At 68.9% G+C, this 16,531-nt stretch carries 17 protein-coding genes and 2 pseudogenes; 16 read left to right on the forward strand and 3 right to left on the reverse strand.

Annotation, left to right across the window (positions count from 1 at the left end; translation table 11 throughout):
* Positions 1-28 precede the first annotated feature (28 nt).
* From N0A24_08485 to N0A24_08510, 6 genes and pseudogenes are all read left to right on the forward strand, one after another.
* A complete protein-coding gene (locus tag N0A24_08485) occupies positions 29-517 on the forward strand; it encodes an FAD:protein FMN transferase (GenBank protein ID MCS7173406.1) in 489 nt (162 codons plus the stop codon).
* 85 nt (positions 518-602) lie between these two features.
* The gene (locus N0A24_08490) at positions 603-950 is read left to right on the forward strand and encodes an FAD:protein FMN transferase (GenBank protein ID MCS7173407.1); all 348 of its coding nucleotides are present in this window, start codon (positions 603-605) and stop codon (positions 948-950) included.
* A 1-nt stretch (position 951) separates the two neighbouring features.
* On the forward strand, positions 952-1,617 hold the full coding sequence (locus N0A24_08495) for a ferric reductase-like transmembrane domain-containing protein (GenBank protein MCS7173408.1): 666 nt from the start codon (positions 952-954) through the stop codon (positions 1,615-1,617).
* Positions 1,618-1,625: 8 nt separating this feature from the next.
* A pseudogene (locus tag N0A24_08500) lies at positions 1,626-1,963 on the forward strand (response regulator).
* A gap of 62 nt (positions 1,964-2,025) precedes the next feature.
* On the forward strand, positions 2,026-2,610 hold the full coding sequence (locus N0A24_08505) for a HAMP domain-containing protein (protein ID MCS7173409.1): 585 nt from the start codon (positions 2,026-2,028) through the stop codon (positions 2,608-2,610).
* A 9-nt stretch (positions 2,611-2,619) separates the two neighbouring features.
* Positions 2,620-3,324 carry a HAMP domain-containing histidine kinase gene (locus tag N0A24_08510; GenBank protein ID MCS7173410.1) on the forward strand — a complete coding sequence of 235 codons (705 nt, stop codon included), beginning with the start codon at positions 2,620-2,622 and terminating at the stop codon, positions 3,322-3,324.
* Positions 3,325-3,336: 12 nt separating this feature from the next.
* On the opposite strand, the gene N0A24_08515 is transcribed toward N0A24_08510, so the two are convergent.
* Together N0A24_08515 and N0A24_08520 are read right to left on the reverse strand one after the other, a co-directional pair.
* On the reverse strand, positions 3,337-3,891 hold the full coding sequence (locus N0A24_08515) for a metallophosphoesterase (protein ID MCS7173411.1): 555 nt from the start codon (positions 3,889-3,891) through the stop codon (positions 3,337-3,339).
* 3 nt (positions 3,892-3,894) lie between these two features.
* Entirely contained in the window at positions 3,895-4,701 is an 807-nt protein-coding gene (locus N0A24_08520) for a hypothetical protein (protein ID MCS7173412.1), read from the reverse strand.
* Positions 4,702-4,783: 82 nt separating this feature from the next.
* Between N0A24_08520 and N0A24_08525 the strand changes: the two genes are divergently transcribed.
* Entirely contained in the window at positions 4,784-7,045 is a 2,262-nt protein-coding gene (locus N0A24_08525; protein MCS7173413.1) for a TRAP transporter fused permease subunit, read from the forward strand.
* Positions 7,027-7,938: an arginase gene (gene rocF, locus N0A24_08530; GenBank protein MCS7173414.1), complete on the forward strand. Its 912-nt coding sequence runs from the start codon at positions 7,027-7,029 to the stop codon at positions 7,936-7,938. The genes N0A24_08525 and rocF overlap by 19 nt, the downstream gene beginning before the upstream one ends.
* Here the strand turns inward: rocF and N0A24_08535 are convergent.
* On the reverse strand, positions 7,935-8,837 hold the full coding sequence (locus tag N0A24_08535; protein MCS7173415.1) for a LysR family transcriptional regulator: 903 nt from the start codon (positions 8,835-8,837) through the stop codon (positions 7,935-7,937). The two genes, rocF and N0A24_08535, sit on opposite strands and share 4 nt — an antisense overlap.
* Before the next feature lie 107 nt (positions 8,838-8,944).
* Here N0A24_08535 and N0A24_08540 point away from each other — a divergent pair, with 107 nt between their 5' ends.
* The 8 genes and pseudogenes from N0A24_08540 (at position 8,945) to N0A24_08575 (ending at position 16,468) form a co-directional block, all read left to right on the forward strand.
* Positions 8,945-9,844: a nucleotidyltransferase domain-containing protein gene (locus N0A24_08540; GenBank protein ID MCS7173416.1), complete on the forward strand. Its 900-nt coding sequence runs from the start codon at positions 8,945-8,947 to the stop codon at positions 9,842-9,844.
* Positions 9,845-9,893: 49 nt separating this feature from the next.
* Complete coding sequence (locus N0A24_08545; protein MCS7173417.1) at positions 9,894-11,243, forward strand: sigma-54 dependent transcriptional regulator; 1,350 nt, start codon at positions 9,894-9,896, stop codon at positions 11,241-11,243.
* Entirely contained in the window at positions 11,240-12,682 is a 1,443-nt protein-coding gene (rpoN, locus tag N0A24_08550) for an RNA polymerase factor sigma-54 (GenBank protein MCS7173418.1), read from the forward strand. Before N0A24_08545 ends, rpoN begins: the two co-directional genes overlap by 4 nt.
* Entirely contained in the window at positions 12,682-12,951 is a 270-nt protein-coding gene (locus tag N0A24_08555; protein ID MCS7173419.1) for a NifU N-terminal domain-containing protein, read from the forward strand. Before rpoN ends, N0A24_08555 begins: the two co-directional genes overlap by 1 nt.
* Positions 12,952-13,006: 55 nt before the next feature.
* Entirely contained in the window at positions 13,007-13,303 is a 297-nt protein-coding gene (gene gatC / locus N0A24_08560; protein MCS7173420.1) for an Asp-tRNA(Asn)/Glu-tRNA(Gln) amidotransferase subunit GatC, read from the forward strand.
* Entirely contained in the window at positions 13,300-14,772 is a 1,473-nt protein-coding gene (gatA, locus tag N0A24_08565) for an Asp-tRNA(Asn)/Glu-tRNA(Gln) amidotransferase subunit GatA (GenBank protein MCS7173421.1), read from the forward strand. Before gatC ends, gatA begins: the two co-directional genes overlap by 4 nt.
* Positions 14,769-16,220, forward strand: a complete 1,452-nt coding sequence (gene gatB / locus N0A24_08570) for an Asp-tRNA(Asn)/Glu-tRNA(Gln) amidotransferase subunit GatB (protein MCS7173422.1) — start codon at positions 14,769-14,771, stop codon at positions 16,218-16,220. The genes gatA and gatB overlap by 4 nt, the downstream gene beginning before the upstream one ends.
* A gap of 104 nt (positions 16,221-16,324) precedes the next feature.
* Positions 16,325-16,468, forward strand: a pseudogene (locus N0A24_08575) (aminotransferase class III-fold pyridoxal phosphate-dependent enzyme).
* The last annotated feature ends 63 nt before the right edge of the window (positions 16,469-16,531 follow it).

Below are 16,531 nucleotides of genomic sequence, written 5' to 3' on the forward strand. Positions count from 1 at the left end.
GTCCCGTGGCCACCACGAGGTCTCCCCGGTGAGCACAAGGCTATTCGCAGGGAACTTCCGCGCCATGGGCTGCAGTTTCCGCGTGTGCGTGGCCACGGACAGCCCTCGAGCCGCCCGCCGGACGGTGGCCCTGGCGCGGGCCCGGGTGGAGCAGTGGGAGGCGGTGCTGAGCCGATTCCGGGAAGAGAGCGCGCTGTGCTCGCTCAACCGGTCCTCGGGAAGTCCGATGCGGGTCCACCCGGTGCTGTGGCAGGCGCTGCGGTGGGCCCTGTGGGCGGCTCAAGCGACCGGCGGGCTGTATGATCCCACGGTGCTGGATCGGCTGGAGGCCGCGGGCTACCGGGCGGGGTTCGAGTGGGCACCCGATGTGCATGCCCTGCCGGAGCCTGGTCCCACCGGTTTCGGGCGCTGGCGCCTGGTGCGGATACACCGCCTCCGGCCCGTGGTGGCGCTGCCGCCCGGGAGCCGGGTGGGGTGGGCAAGGCGTTCATCGCGGAGCGCTTGGCCGCGGAGATGAGGCGATTCGGCCCGTCTCTGGTCGAAGCAGGCGGGGACGCGGCGGTGCGCGGGTACCCCCTGGATGGCCGGGTTGGCCGGTTGCGGTGGAGACGCCGTGGGGGGTGCGGGGGTCCTTTGGCTGCGACAAGGTGCTGTGTCTACATCTGGGACCGACGTGCGGCGGTGGCGCGTGGGCGCACCACATCGTGGACCCGCGCACCGGCCTGCCCGCGTGCACGGACGTGGCGAGCGCCACGGTGCTCGCCCGCCACGCGGTGGAGGCCAACGCCAACGCCCTGGCGGTGGTGGTGCTGGGCACCGGAGCGGCCAAGGCGTATCTGGCCCGGCGTCCCCACCTCCGGGTGGCCATCGCCCGGGAGGACGGAGAACTGTGGCTGCACGGCATGGTCCTGCACCAGGCGGCCGAGGTGGTGGGGGAGGAGGTGCGCTGAGATGGGGCGGGACAGGGTGTTGCTCTTGCTGGTGGGAGTGGAGCTGGGCGGCGCTGCGGGAGGAATCTGGGCTGCGGTCGAGGCACCCGCGTGGGTGGCTGCCCTCCGTGGCCCGGAGGCGAAGGCGTTCTGGTACGCGAGCCGCAGCACAGGGTGGGTGAGCTACGGACTGCTCTGGGTTACCACCTCCCTGGGCCTGTTGCTGTCCGGAAGGACGGTACAGGGGAGGGCTGCCGGGGACCCCGCGGAGCTGCACCAGTTCACCGCAGGGCTTGCCCTGGCTTTCGTGGCCCTCCACGGGTTGGTCCTGCTCGGGGACCGGTACCTCCATCCGGACCTCCTGGTGGTCCTTGCACCCTTTGGCTTTCCCGGACGGAGGCCCTGGGTGGGGCTGGGGCAGCTGGCGGCCTACGCGCTGGCCGCGGTGTATGCCACGAGTTGGGCCCGTCGCCGCATCGGCTACCGGTTGTGGCGGAGCGTGCACTATGCTGCTTTTGGAGCGTACGGCCTAGCCACCCTCCATCTCCTGGGCGCGGGGACTGGCGTGGGCCCGACCACGGGCACACTCGTCCTGGCGTCCGCCGCCGCGATCTGCGCCATGCTGGGCCTGCGCGCGTGGGAGGGATTGGGAAAGCAGATTGTCCGCCGGGAGGTGACCAAACCGTGATCAGCCCGATGGGGCCCCGGGTCCTGCTGGTGGAGGATGACCTCGACCTGGCAGAGCCCCTGCAGGAGGGCCTCACCCAACAGGGGTTCCGAACCGTCCACGCGCGGAACGGCCGGGAGGCCCTGGAGGCGTTGCGGGACGAGCCCGTGGACGTGGTGGTGCTGGACGTGATGCTGCCGGATGTGGATGGGTTCAACGGTCAGACATGCCTATCCTGATGCTCACCGCCCGCGGTCACGAGCTGGACCGGATAACGGGGCTGGAGGTGGGCGCGGACGACTACGTGACCAAACCCTTCAGCCTCCGGGAGCTCGTGGCCCGGCTGCGGGCCATCCTGCGGCGCCGGGAACTGGACCGGGGGGTAGCGCCGCGGCCTACAGACCGCCTCGTGGTGGGGGAGGTCGTCTGGTGTGGTCTGGCTACCAGCTGCGGCGCAGTGCCGAGGAGCGAGCCTACCACGAGCTGGTGGCCAAGGCGCTCATTGTCGCCGCGGTCCTCCGGGAGCCGTTGGAGCACGGCTGGCTACTCCCCGCGGCAGTAGAGAGTTACGCCCGCAGGGCCGGTGCACGGGTGGTGGTGCTGGATCGCCACCTGCGGGTGCTGGTTTCCTCCGAGCCGGTCCCACCCGGGTTTCCCAGAGACCTGCGGCAGGGTTGGGACACGGAGGACTCCGGCCGACGGCTGTACGCCACGGTGCCGGTCCTGGACGAGGGTGGCCGCGCCCACGGGGCCGTGGAGCTCTCCGTACCTGGGACAGCGGTGCTGGGACCAGTGCGGGCCCTGTGGGCGGCCCTGGCCGGCGTGGGCGTGGTCGTGCTCGGGACGGTGGCGGCAGCCAGCAGCGTGCTGGCCATGTGGATCACCCGGCCCCTGCGGGCCCTTACGGAGGCGGCGGACGCTCTCGCGGCAGGCCGGCTGTCGCAGCGGGTTCGCGTGGAGGGGGCCGAGGAGATCCGCCGGCTGGCTGCTGCCTTCAACCGGATGGCGGAGTAGGTGGAGGCCATGGTGGCACAGCAACAGGCGTTCGCGGCGCGCGCGGCGCACGAGTTGCGCTCCCCCTTGGCAAGCCTCCGCCTGCGACTAGAGGTCCTACAGGGCGAGCTCGTGCCCGACCCGGCCGCAAGGAGGTCCCTAGACGACGCCCTGCGGGTCCTGGACCGGCTCCAGAGGCTCGCGGATCACCTCCTGGCCCTCTGGGCGGTCCAGGAGGTGGGTGCCCCGCACCGGCGGTCGGTGGACCTGGCACCGGTGCTGTACGAGCTGGTGGACGAGATGGCACCGCTCGCTGCGGACGCGGGGCTGCGGCTGGAGGTGGACGTCCCTCCGCACCTTCCGGAGGTTTTTGCAGATCCGGAGCAGATCCGCCTGGTGGTGCGCAACCTCTTGGACAACGCCGTCAAGCATACCCCGGAGGGAGGGCACGTGACGGTGCGCGCGGCGGCCCAGGACGCGTGGGTGGAGCTCGTGGTGGCGGATACCGGCGTGGGGATCGCTCCCGAGTACCTGCCGAAGGTGTTCGACCGCTTCTATCGGGTTCCTACACGGGTCCGCGGATCTGAAGGGAGCGGACTGGGATTGGCCCTGGTCCGGGAGGTGGTGGAGGCGCACGGGGGACGGGTGGACGTCCGCAGCGCTCCCGGGCTCGGGACAGAGTTCCGGGTACGCCTGCCGCGGGAGGTGGTGCGGAGCGGTGAAGTCCTCCCCTGAGCGCCGCGGTCCTCAGCGGGGCAGCAGTTCCACCAGGGGCTCGGGTTCCTGCCAGGTGATGAGGGCGCCCAGGTAGCGGTCGTTGCCCATGGTGCAGTTGACCACCACGGTCCTGTCGAGCCGTGCGACCCCGGGACACTCATGCACGTGGCCGCACACCACCACCCGGGGCTGCAGCTGCTCCACAAGCTCCCGTACCGCGCGGGAGCCGATGTGCTGACCGGTCCAGGCCCGGTCTAGGATGCCGTAGGGCGGCTCGTGGGAGACCAGGATGTCACATGCCTCCCCCTGCAGGCCTCCAAACCGCACGCCCTCCTGAACGATGACCCGCCGTCCGGGATGGTGGGGGATCGCCTCCTCCACGTCCGCGGGGTCCATGTTGCCGGGGATGGCGACGACCAGGGCCGGAAGAGTAGAGAGCAACTGGAGCGCTTCCCGCCCCCGGCCCGCGTGGGTGAGGTCGCCCGCGATGACCACCACCTGCGGCCGGAGCTGTTCTGCGGTGCGCTCCACAAGCCGGATGCGCTCGGGCTTCCCGTGGATGTCCGCGAGGGCGTAGATCCGCATCCCTCACCCGGGCAGGTGGAAGAGCCGGAGGTGCCGCCACCGGAGGTAACGGTCGCTCAGGAGGTTCAGAGGCTTGCGGGCACTGGGGAAGTGCTCGCTGAGCTTGCTGAGCACGGGCCGCAGGCCGGTTTGCGCAGCTTCCTCGTGCTCCGCGGCCAGCCGGTAGAAGGTCGCCCCTTCCTGCTCGTACTCCTCGAGGCTGCGCCACTCGCCCCCGATGGCGCGGCCGGGCCGCATGCGCCGGGCATACAGCCCCCGGGAGAGTACGTAGCCCGGGAAGATGCCGGTTAAGAACAGGGCGATGTCCGCGATCCGACGTAGCAGGGGGAACCGCCATGTCTCGTCCACCAGGTCCGCGAGCCGGATCATGTCGTCCATGTCCATGTCCGAGAACCGTAGCCGCTCCAGGCGGTTCCCCCGGCGCACGTAGAGGACGTAGGTCTCCGTGCGCACGAAGGAGGCCAGCATGGCGCTCAGGTACTCCAGCACCTGCGCATCCTCCAACAGGTCGTTGACCCGGTGGGTGTCGAACACGGGCACGGACTGGGTGAGGCCCACCCGCTCCAGGGTATACCGGGCATGCCGGATGTCCCGGGCCACCCGCCTCAGGAGGATGTTGAACAACAGGCGCGGGGAGATCTTGAGGGTGATGTCGGGGTCCGTTCGGATGCGCTCCACCAAGCGGTCGTCCTCCAGGGCCACCTCCAGGAACTCCGGACGGCGCAGCTTCTCCACCAGGGGAGGCACCTCCTCTGGCCGATCCGCAAGGGTGGTGGCCACGAAGGTGAGGTCGCTGTCCGGGTACTTCATGGGACGTCCCTCCTCTATTATTTAACGTACGCACCCTCGTGGACGGCCCTCCGCGGATCCCCTACATTGTCCCCGGGGAACGATGGAGCGGACAGGGGTCGGGGACATACCGGAGGCTTCCCGGGAGCGGGTGGAGCGGCTGCTGACGGAGGCGGGGCCGGAGTTCGGGTACCGGCGGCTTGTGGGGCCCTTCGCGCAGGTGGTTTCCGTCCTCGCGGTAGCCTTCTCCCTCTTCCACGTGTACACCGCGGGGTGGGGGCAGCTCTTGGCCCTCAAGCAGCGTGCGGTGCATCTGGGGTTTGTGTTCCTCCTGGTGTTCCTCCTCTACCCGGTCCGGCGTCGTCAGGCACCCCAACCGCGCTTTGGCTCCGCGGACGTCCTGTTCGCGGGGGCGGGTGCCGGGGTGATCGGTTACCTCCTCCTCCACCACGACCGGCTCATGTTCCAGGCGGGACAGCTGGGCTTCTGGGACCTCCTGGTGGGGGCTGTGGGGCTGGTGTTGGTGCTGGAAGCAGGCCGTCGGGTTCTGGGGGTCCTCCCCTTCATCGCCCTGGCCCTTTTGCTCTACCCGTTTTTGGGCGAGTACGTACCGGGGATCTTCGGGGTACGGCGCTTTCCCCTCGACCGGGTCATCGAGCACATGTGGTACACCACGGAGGGGGTGTTCGGAATTCCGCTCGGTGTGAGCGCCACCTTCGTGTTTTTGTTTGTACTCCTTGGGGCATTTTTGGAGCGTACCGGGCTGGGGCAGTTGTTCGTAGAAGTGGCCATGGCCCTGGCGGGCTGGATGCACGGTGGTCCCGCGAAGGTCTCCGTCTTCAGCAGCGCGCTGCTGGGCACCGTCTCCGGCTCCTCCGTGGCCAACGTGATGGCGGACGGTGTGTTCAACATTCCTCTCATGATCCGGCTCGGCTACCACCCCCGGTTCGCCGCGGCAGCGGAAGCCGCCACCTCCGTGGGCGGGCAGATCATGCCGCCCGTGATGGGCGCGGCGGCCTTCGTCATGGCGGAGTTCCTGGGCGTTCCCTACCTCGCCGTGGTGCGGGCCGCGGTCATCCCCGCCCTTCTGTACTTCGTTTCCCTGTTCTTCATGATCCACTTCGAGGCCCGAAAACTGGATCTCCGCGGGCTTCCCCGGGAGGAGCTCCCGAACGTGTGGCAGATCCTCCGGCACCGGTGGTACCTGGCGATCCCCCTGGGGGTGATGCTCGGCTACCTCCTTCAGGGCTTCTCCCCCCTGCGGGCCGCCTTCTGGGGGATCGTGCTCGCGGCCCTTACCCACCTGGTCACCTGTCTGCTGGAGGCCGATCCCCGCAAGGTTCGGGGAGTGGTGGGGCTGCGGGCGGTGGCGGTCCTCGTGGCGGGCACATCGATCCTTGGTGGGATGGCGCACCGGGGCGTGCCGTGGGCCGGGCCGCTCGCGGTGGCGTTCGTCGGTCTCGTGGCGTGGCCGGTGCGTTACCGGTACTTCCGGGACCTCTGGAGTACCCTGGAGTACGGGGCCCGGAACGCCCTCACGGTGGCGGTGGCCTGTGCCGTGGTGGGCGTCATCATCGGGGTTGTGACCCTCACGGGGCTTGGGAACGCCTTCGTGACCCTCACCGTGACCCTCGGGCAGCACAACCTGTTCCTGACCCTCGCGCTCGTGATGGTGGCGTGCACCATCATCGGAAGCGGGATCCCCACCACGGCCACCTACATCATCCTGGCGGCCCTGGCGGTTCCCGCCATCGAGCAGCTCCTGCCCGCCACGGGACCGCAGGTGGCTCCCGGAGTCCCCGTCACCCGCCTCGCGGCCCACCTCTTCATCTTCTACTATGGGGTAATCGCGGACCTCACCCCCCCGGATGCCCTGGCGGCCTACGCCGCGGCCGGCATCGCCCGCACCCCTCCCTTCCCTGTGAGCCTGGAGGCTACCCGTCACGCCCTCGCGGCCATCCTGGTGCCCTACATGTTCGTCTACTCCCCGGAGATCCTCCTGCTGAGCGGAGGTCCGGCGGACCAGGCCCTGGCCGTGGCCACGGCCCTGGTGGGGATCGTGCTGCTCAGCGCGGGCGTGAGTGGATACTTCTTCTGGCATGCGCACCTCCTGGAACGGGTCGTCCTGGTGGCAGCCTCCGTGGTCCTCGTGTTTCACAACCCCCTGCTGGACCTCCTGGGCCTGGGCGCCGCTGCTCTGGTGGCGGTCGCTCAGCGGTTGCGCCGTTCGAGGGCATCTGCCCGGATGCTGCAGACGGTCCCGCTGCCCGCGACACCCATCCCCGGTGCCGGCTCAGAGACGGTTCGTACACACGCTCCCCGGTGGACGTGGTCTGAGGAGCAAGGATGGCGACGGGAGGAGTGAGGCGGAAAGTGGGCATCCTCGGTGTGCCCCTGGACCTGGGCAGCAACCGGCGGGGTACGGATATGGGCCCGAGTGCGATGCGGTACGCACGGCTCGTGGAATCCCTCGGGAGCCTCGGGTGGGAAGTGCGGGACTTCGGGAACGTGAGCTTCCCCGTGATGGAACAGTTGGCGCAGGGATCCCCGCGGCTCCGCTATGGGGAGGTGGTCGCCCGCGTTGCGGAGGAAGTGTTCCAGCAGGTCGGGCGGATCCTCGAAGAGGGATACCTCCCCGTGGTCCTAGGTGGCGATCATAGTACGAGCCTGGGGACCGTGGCCGCGGTACGGCGCCACTTCCCAGAGACAGGGCTCCTGTGGGTGGACGCCCACGCGGACTGCAACACCCCCCAGACCACCCCCTCGGGCAACGTGCACGGTATGGTGCTCGCGTGCCTGCTGGGGGAGGGGGATCCACGGCTGGTGCAGGTGGGTGGGTTCTGGCCCAAGGTGAGCCCAGATGAGGTGGCCCTGGTGGGGCTGCGGGAGGTGGATCCGGGCGAGCGGGAGTTTCTGAAGCGGTGGGGGGTGGTGGCCTTCACCATGAAGGAGGTGGACGAGCGGGGAATCGCCGCCGTGGTGTGGGAGGCCATCGGGGTGGCGGGACGGGGTGGGCGGATCCACCTGAGCCTGGACCTGGATGCCGTGGATCCGCAGTATGCGCCCGGAGTGGGAACCCCGGTGCCGGGCGGACTCACGTACCGGGAAGCACACCTCGCCATGGAGTTGGTTGCGGAGACCGGCCAGCTGGTGTCCGTGGAGGTGGTGGAGGGGAACCCCATCCTGGACGACCACAACCGCACGGCGCAGCTGGCGGTGGAGCTGTTGAGTTCCGCCCTCGGCAAGCGCGTCCTCTAGCGGGACCTGTGGAAGTAGGACCGGGCCAGCTCCACAAAGGCGCGGGTGCTGCTGGAGAGGTCTCCCGTGCGGCGTAGGGCTAGGAAGATCTCTCGCCGGGTCTCCGGGAGTCCGGTTACCCGACGTACCCGCACCATCCCCGAGCGCACGAAGGGCACCACGGACCGGAGGGGCGCAAATCCGATGCCCATGCCCCGGGCGATCAGGAGCACGCCCAGGGGGATGCCGTCCACCTCGATCTGCGCGCGCATTCCCAGTTCCTCCCGCATCCAGTGTTCGAACTCCTCGTACCCCTCTCCCCATTGCATGCTGATGAGGGGCCAGTCCACCACCTGGCCTGCCAGGATGCGGCTGCGGCGAACCAGTTCGTGCTGCGGGGGGAGCACCAGCACGATCTCGTCCTTCAAGAGGGGCTCCACCGCGATGAGGGGCTCGTGCAGGGGCCGCACCAGGAACCCCACGTCCACCATCCGGTCGTGCAACAACGCCATCACCTCGTTGGAGTGGCCGTAGCGCACCACCACCCGGGCTTGGGGCCGCTCCCTCCGGAAGGCCTCCAGCAGGTCCGGGAGGATGGCGATGGCCGCGGACACGGTGGCCCCCACGGTCACAGTCCCCTGGCCCGTGGCCTCCCGGGCCGCCTCCAGCCCCTGCTGCAGGAGTTCCACCACCCGCTGGGCGTAGGGGAGGAGAGCCTCCCCCGCCTCCGTGAGGCGCACGGTACGTCCCTTCCGCTCGAACAGGGGCCGGCCCAGCTCCTGCTCCAGGGCCTGGATGCGGGCCGTGACGGAGGGCTGGGTGAGGAAGAGGGCGCTCGCGGCCTTGGTGAAGCTGCGTTCCCGGGCCACGGCCAGAAAGGCCTCCAGGTTCTTCTCGATGCCCTCAGGGATCCGGTTCACCTCCACCTCCTCCTTACATCCATAAGCGGTTTCTATGGTTCTCGGTCACCCCCGTCCATCCCTCCCCGCTGGTCCGGTAGGAACTGCCTGCGGTAGGATGGGAACAAATGGATCCGCTCAAGGCCCTGGGGGAGTTCTTCCGGCGCAGCCGGGAACTTGCCGCGGTGTACCTGTACGGCCGCTACGCTGAACCTCCCACGTATCCCGACAGCGACATCGAGGTAGCCTTGCTGTTCCGGCCGGAAGTGGCGGAGGAGGACATCCGGGAGTACCTGGAACACCTTGCGGAGGAGAACCCCCTGGGTCCCACGGACGGGGTGCTCATGCCCACGGTCCTCAACGGGCACATCCTCCCCGTGCAGTACGAACAGATCCGGTTCGGGCAGGTGCTGTTGGAGAACGCTCCGGATCTCCGCCAGCGATTTGAGGCGGAGGTGGAGGCGCGGATGCGGGCGGAGCGGGCGCGCCACCTGGAGGAGGCCCGGGAGATCCTGCAGCAGGCCCGCGCCATGGGGGAAGGGATCCCCGCCTTCTCCATCCCACCGGGTCGGACCCTGCGGCTGGTGGATCCCATCCGGGTCGGGTGGCGGCTGGGCCGGGTGCTCACCTCCTGCGCGGTGATCGAGGTGAGCACCCGGGACATAGAGCAGACGGCGAAGGACCCGGAGCAGGTCGCCCAGGTGGTAGGATGGTTCAGCAACGCGGTGGGGGCCGCTACGGGCATCGCAAAGGCCATGCTCACCACCTACGAGGAGCCCCGCCCCCCCCGCCGGTGGCAGGTCTTCCTCCCCCTCGCGGACCTGGGCATCCTCCCCATGGAGCAGGCCCTCTGGATGGCGGCCCTGGTGGAGTCCCGGTGGCGGCTGGTGACCGCGGGATCCGTGGACCGACCGGAGCGCACCCTAGGAACCCTGCGGGCCTCCCTCCCCGCCCTCCTCCACTTCGCCCGGGTGAGCGCATGGGCCACGGACCTGGTGGAAGAGGGGGAGGGGAGCCGCATACACTGACGAGGAGGCTTTGCCCTCAGTGCCGAACCATACCAGGGGAGGAGGAAGCGTGGGGCGACGCATCCTCGTCGTGGACGACGAGGAACCCATCCGGGGTCTGGTGCGGCAGATCCTGGAGCGGGAGGGGTTTGAGGTGGAGACGGCCTCAGACGGCCCCACGGGACTGGAGAAAGCGACCAGCGGCGAGTTTGACCTGATCCTCCTGGATGTCCGCATTCCCAAAAAGGACGGCATGACCGTCCTCCGGGAGATCCGGGAAGTGGATCCGGACGCGGTAGTGATGATCATCACCGCGTACGCCTCCATCGAGCAGGCCCTGGAGGCTTTGCGGGCGGGTGCTTACGACTACATCCCCAAGCCCTTCAAGAGGGACGAGCTCCTGGTCCGGGTGCGCCGGGCCCTCGACTACGAGCGGTTGCGGGCGGAGAACCGCCGCCTGCACGAGGAGCTGCGGCGGACCTTTAAGTTCGAAGGCATCGTGGGGACTTCCCCGAAGATGCGGGAGGCATTGCGGATTGCTGCGGCGGTGGCGTCCACGGACGCCACCGTCCTCATCTACGGGGAGACGGGGACCGGCAAGGAGGTCCTGGCCCGATCCATCCACTACCAGAGCCACCGGGCCCAGGGACCGTTTGTGGCCATCAACTGCGGTGCCATCCCGGAAACCCTGCTGGAGACGGAACTCTTCGGCCATGAGAAGGGTGCTTACACCGGGGCCATCCAGAGTCGTGTCGGGAAGTTCGAGGCCGCCTCGGGCGGCACGATCTTCCTCGATGAGGTGGGGGACATGAGCCCCGCCATGCAGGTGAAGCTCCTGCGGGTGCTGCAGGAGCGGACCATCGAGCGGGTGGGCGGGAACCGCCCCATTAAGGTGGACGTCCGGGTGATCGCGGCCACCAACCGGGATCTGCGGCAGGCCATCCGGGAGGGAAGCTTCCGGGAGGACCTCTTCTACCGGCTCAGCGTGATCCCCATCCATCTGCCCCCCTTGCGGGAGCGGCTGGAGGACATCCCCATCCTGGCCCAGCACTTCCTGGAACGCTACCGGGAGCGCTACCGGAAGAACGTCCGGGGCTTCAGCCCACAGGCCCAGCGTAAGCTGCGGCGCTACCCCTGGCCCGGCAACGTACGGGAGCTGGAGTTCTGCATCGAGCGGGCGGTGATTCTCTGTACGGGAGAAGAGATCACCGCGCAGGATCTGTGGCTACAGGAGGAGGAAGAGGATCGTTTCCCAACCCTGGCGGAGGTAGAACGACGGCACATCCTCCACGCCCTGGAGGAGGCCAGAGGAGACCTGGCAAGGGCTGCGGCCCTGTTGGGAATCGGCGTTCCCGCCCTGCGCCGGAAGGTCGGGGAGCACCGCCTGGAAGAGCATCTCGTGGGAGACCCGGAGCCATGAAGATCGAGCAGACGGTGGCACTCCGCCCCCTCCCTCAGCTCCGCATGGTCCCCAAGCTCATGGCGGTAAACGCCATCCTGGTGCTGCCCTTGCAGGCGCTCGAGGCCCGCATCGAGGCAGAGCTGGACAACAACCCCGCCCTGGAGCGGGAGAACACCCTCTGCCCCCGGTGTGGAATGGAACTCGGGGGCGTGCTGTGCGGCAACTGCGGGCACCTCCTCGGCGAGCTGCTTTCGGAGGACCCGATCCCCACCGCTCCGAGGACGGAGGGTGAGGAAGACTTCGATCCGCTGACGCTTCTCCCCGCGGAGGTCTCCCTCCACGAACACCTCCTCCTGCAGCTCCATGCCCAGCGGCTGCAGGGCAGGCGCCGGGAGATCGGGGAGTTCCTGGTGGGCTCCATCGACGAGCGCGGATATCTCCAAGCGGATCTGGGGGAGGTGGCCGTGCGGTTCCGGGTTTCCCGGCGGGTGGTGGAGGAGGTGCTGGGAGTGATCCAAGGGTTCGATCCCCCCGGGGTAGGAGCTCGATCCGTGGAGGAGTGCCTGCTGCTGCAGCTGCGGGCCCTGGAGCCCACGCGGGAGAACCTCCTGGCCCGGCGGGTGATTGAGGCGGAGGGTCTTGTGGAGCTGGCCCGGGGGCAGTACGGCAAGATCGCCCGGCGATTGGGGTGCACCTCCCAGGAGGTCCGGCGGGCCCACGCCTACCTCTGTACCTCGTGCTACCCGTATCCCGCGGACCGGTACGAGGTGGAGCGAGAAGGGGGCGGCCGCCGGCGTCCGGAGGAAGTCCCCCGGCCGGACGTGATCATCGTGCGCACGCCCCGAGGCTACGCGGTGGAGGTGGCGGGTTCGCCCACCATGGGGCTCCGGTTGAATCCCCTCTACCGGGACCTGTACCGGCAGGCGCGGGAGGAGCCCCAGGCATTTGCGCCACACGCCCAGGAGCACATCCGGGACCACGTGAACCGGGCCAAGCTCTTCATCGAGACCATTAAGCGCCGAAACTGGACCCTGCGGAAGATCTTCGAGGTGATCGTGGCGGTGCAGCGGGAATTCCTGGATCGGGGCCCACGGTTCCTCAAGCCCCTCACCCTGGCAGGGGTGGCCGCGCGGCTTGGCATCAGCGAAAGCACGGTGAGCCGGGCCCTGGACGGGAAGTACGTGCAGCTCCCTGACGGTCGCATCGTCTCGAGCCACGTGTTCTTCGAGCCCCGCCGGCCTATCAAGGAGCGCATCCGGCAGCTGGTGGCCCAGGAGGACCCCCGACATCCCCTTACGGACCAAAAGATCTCGGCCCTCCTGCGGCGGGAGGGAGTCCACGTGGCCCGCCGGACGGTGGCGAAGTACCGGGAGGAACTGGGGATCCCCAGTTCCTCCGTCCGTCGCCGGCGGGTCACCCTGGGCGTCCCTACATCCGAAGCGGTAGGAGGCCGGTGATGCGGATCGAGGTCCAGCCCACCCCCAACGTGCACGCCCTGAAGTTCACCCTGGACCGGTGGGTGACGGAAGGGCGGAGCCGCACGTACACCTCTCCAGAGCAAGCTCAAGATGACCCCCTTGCTGCCCGACTCCTCGCCATCCCCGGGGTGCGGATGGTGTTCCTGCTCCGGGACTTCGTCACCGTGACCCGGGATCCGGAGGCGGACTGGGGCGCCATCGTCCCGGAAGTGGAGCGGTGTCTGCGGGAGCACTTCGGGGACGGGTGAGGCCCGCGTTCCTTCGTGGTACCATACGCACGGCCCCCCGGAGAGGAGGACGACCGTGCGGATCGATCGGGAACTTGTCGCCCACATCGCCCGACTGAGCCGGCTGGAACTCACAGAGGAGGAGCTGGAGCGCTACCGGCTTCAGCTCAACACCATCCTGGAGTACTTCGGCCGGCTTTCGGAGCTCCCCACGGAAGGGGTGGAGACCACTGCTCACCCCATCCCCGCGACCAACGTCTTCCGGGAGGACGTGGTGGCACCCTCCCTGCCCCTGGAGGAGGTTCTGGCCATGGCCCCGCAGACCCGGGAAGGGTACTTCGTGGTCCCGAGAGTGCTGGAGCCGGAGCCATGACGGACCTCCTGGAACTTCCCTACCACGCCCTGCGCCCGCGCCTCGGCCGCGACCTCTCCGTACGGGAAGTGGTGGAGATGTACCTGGACCGCATCGAGCGCACGGACGGAGTCGTGCGGGCGTACCTCACCGTGACCGCGGATCTGGCCAGGGCCCAGGCCCGGATGTGGGACGAGCGGATCCGGCGGGGCGAAGAGCTACCGCCCCTCGTGGGCTTCCCCGTGGCCCTCAAGGACAACCTCTGCACCCGCGGGGTGCGTACCACATGTGGAAGCCGGATCCTGGAGAACTTCGTCCCTCCCTACGATGCCACCGCGGTGCGACGGCTGGTGGAGGCGGGGGCGGTGGTGCTCGGCAAGACCAACCTGGATGAGTTCGCCATGGGCAGCAGCACAGAGCACTCCGCCTTTTTCGCCACCCGCAACCCCTGGAACCCGGAATACGTGCCCGGAGGATCCAGTGGGGGGTCTGCGGCCGCGGTTGCGGCCCGCAGCGCCCTGGGAGCACTCGGATCGGACACGGGCGGATCTGTGCGGCTTCCCGCGGCCCTGTGCGGAGTTGTGGGGCTCAAGCCCACCTACGGCCGCGTGTCCCGGTACGGGCTCGTGGCGTACGCCAGCTCCCTGGACCAGATCGGGCCCATCGCCCGGGATGTGCGGGACTGCGCCCTGCTGCTGCAGGTCATTGCGGGCAAGGACCCCATGGACACTACCTCCGTGGAGGTCCCGGTGCCGGACTACCTCTCCTCCCTCCGGCCCGGGGTGCAGGGGGTGCGGATCGGAATCCCCCGGGAGGCCTTTGGGGAGGGACTGCGCTCCGCGGTGCGGGAAGCGGTGCAGGGGGCGGTGCGGGTGCTGGAGCGGGAGGGTGCGGTGGTGGAGGAGGTGCGCCTCCCGACCCTGGAGTATGCCCTCCCCGCCTACTACCTCATCGCGTGCGCGGAGGTGAGCAGCAACCTGGCCCGTTACGACGGCGTGGCCTACGGGTACCGCTCCCCCCGCGCCTCCGATCTCTACACCCTCTACACCCGAACCCGGGCCGAGGGGTTCGGTCCGGAGGCGAAGCGCCGGATCATGCTGGGCACGTTCGCGCTCTCCGCGGGCTACTACGAGGGCTTCTACCGCAAGGCCCAGCAGGTGCGGACCATGGTCCGGCGGGACTTCGAGCGGTGCTTCGAGCGGGTGGATCTCCTCGTCACCCCCGTTTCACCCACGCCCGGATTCCGCCTGGGCGAGCGGCTGGAGGACCCCCTCCAGATGTACTTGGTGGACATCTATACCCTGCCCGTGAATCTGGCAGGGCTGCCGGCCATCGCGATCCCCTGTGGATTCTGGGAAGGGCTGCCCATGGGGATGCAGCTCATCGGCCGCGCCTTCGACGAGGAGACGCTTCTGCGGGTTGCGTACACGTACGAGCAGGTTGCTGGGAAGACCGCGGTGCGCCCGAGGATTGGGGAGGAGGAACGGTGACGGACTACGAGGCGGTCATCGGACTCGAGATCCACGTGCAGCTGCGGACGGAGTCCAAGATGTTCTGCGGGTGCAGTACCCGGTTCGGGGCTCCGCCCAACACGCAGACGTGCCCTACGTGTCTGGGCCTTCCCGGCGCCCTCCCGGTAATCAACCGGAAGGCGATAGAGCTCGGGCTGCGCACGGCCCTGGCCCTTCACTGCACCATCCACCCCAGGTCCCAGTTCCACCGCAAGAACTACTACTATCCGGACCTCCCCAAGAACTACCAGATTTCCCAGTACCAGTACCTCGACCACCCCCCCCTCGCCACGGACGGGTATCTGGAGATTGACGTGGGAGGCGAGCTCCGCCGCGTCGGGATCCGACGGGTACACCTGGAGGAGGACACGGGCCGGCTCGTGCATCCGGAGGGCGCGGACTACAGCCTGGTGGACTACAACCGATCCGGTGTGCCCCTCATGGAGATCGTCACCTATCCGGATCTCCGCTCCCCTCAGGAAGCCCGGGCGTTTCTGCTCAAGCTCCGGCAGATCCTCCAGTACGCGGAGGTGAGCTCCGGCCGCATGGAGGAGGGCACCCTGCGGTGCGACGCCAACGTCTCCCTCCGGCGGCCCGGAGACCCCCTCGGCACCCGCACGGAGGTGAAGAACATGAACTCCATCCGGGCGGTGGAGCGGGCGTTGCAGTACGAGATCGAGCGGCAACGGACCCTGCTGCAGCGGGGGGAAGCGGTGGTGCAGGAGACCCGGCACTGGGACGAGCGGGGGGGATTCACCTTCTCCTCCCGGACCAAGGAGGAGGCGGAGGATTACCGGTACTTTCCGGAGCCAGACCTCGTACCCCTGGAGATTACCCCCGCGTGGATCGAGCAGGTGCGCGAAGCCCTCCCGGAGCTCCCGGATGCCCGCCGCGACCGACTCATGCGCGTGTACGGGTTCAGCCGATACGAGGCGGAGCTCCTGGTCTCCACCCGGTTCCAGGCGGACTTCTTCGAGGAGGCGGTGCGGCTGCACCCAAGTCCCCGGGCGATCGCCAATTGGCTGGTGGGAGATGTGGCGGGCTACCTCAATGAGCACAACCTGGAGCTGGAAGACCTTCCCATCACCCCCCTGCATCTTGCAGAGTTGGTTCGGCTCGTCGAGGAGGGCGTGATCTCCGGTCGCATCGCCAAGGAGATCCTTCCCGAGGTGCTCGGGAGTGGGAAACGTCCCGGGGAGATGGTGCAGGAACGGGGGTTGGTGCAGATCAGCGACGAGGAGGCCCTGCGGGAGGTGGTGCGGGCCGTGCTCGCGGACTATCCCGCGCCCGTGCAGGACTTCCGCAAGGGCAAGGAACGGGCCATTGGGTTCCTGGTGGGACAGGTCATGAAGCGGACGGGGGGACGTGCCAACCCTGCCCTCGTGAACCGCATCCTCCGGGAGGAGCTCGAACGCCTGCCCGCCTGAGGGTCCTGCGGAGGGTTCCATGCCCCGTGCCTCGATCCGGAGCCCACTTCCCGGCCCCCGGAGTGCGACGGTTTCTGGAACGGGCCCATCCGGTCACCCCCACGGTGGACGAGCTCCAGACGGGGTTGAGGCGCACGGGCCGCCTGTGGGCCGTGGAGCACTTCGGGGTGGAGCCCGATCCGCTGGTGGTGGGCAAGTCCATCGCCGCCGGATTGCCGCTCTCCGCGGCGATCAGCCGGGCCGGGGTCCTGGATTGCGTGCCCGGGATCTCCAGAGCCGGTGCGCCTGGGTCGGGGACGTCCGGGGGCAGG

Source organism: Armatimonadota bacterium (assembly GCA_025059775.1).
GTDB lineage: Bacteria > Sysuimicrobiota > Sysuimicrobiia > Sysuimicrobiales > Sysuimicrobiaceae > Sysuimicrobium.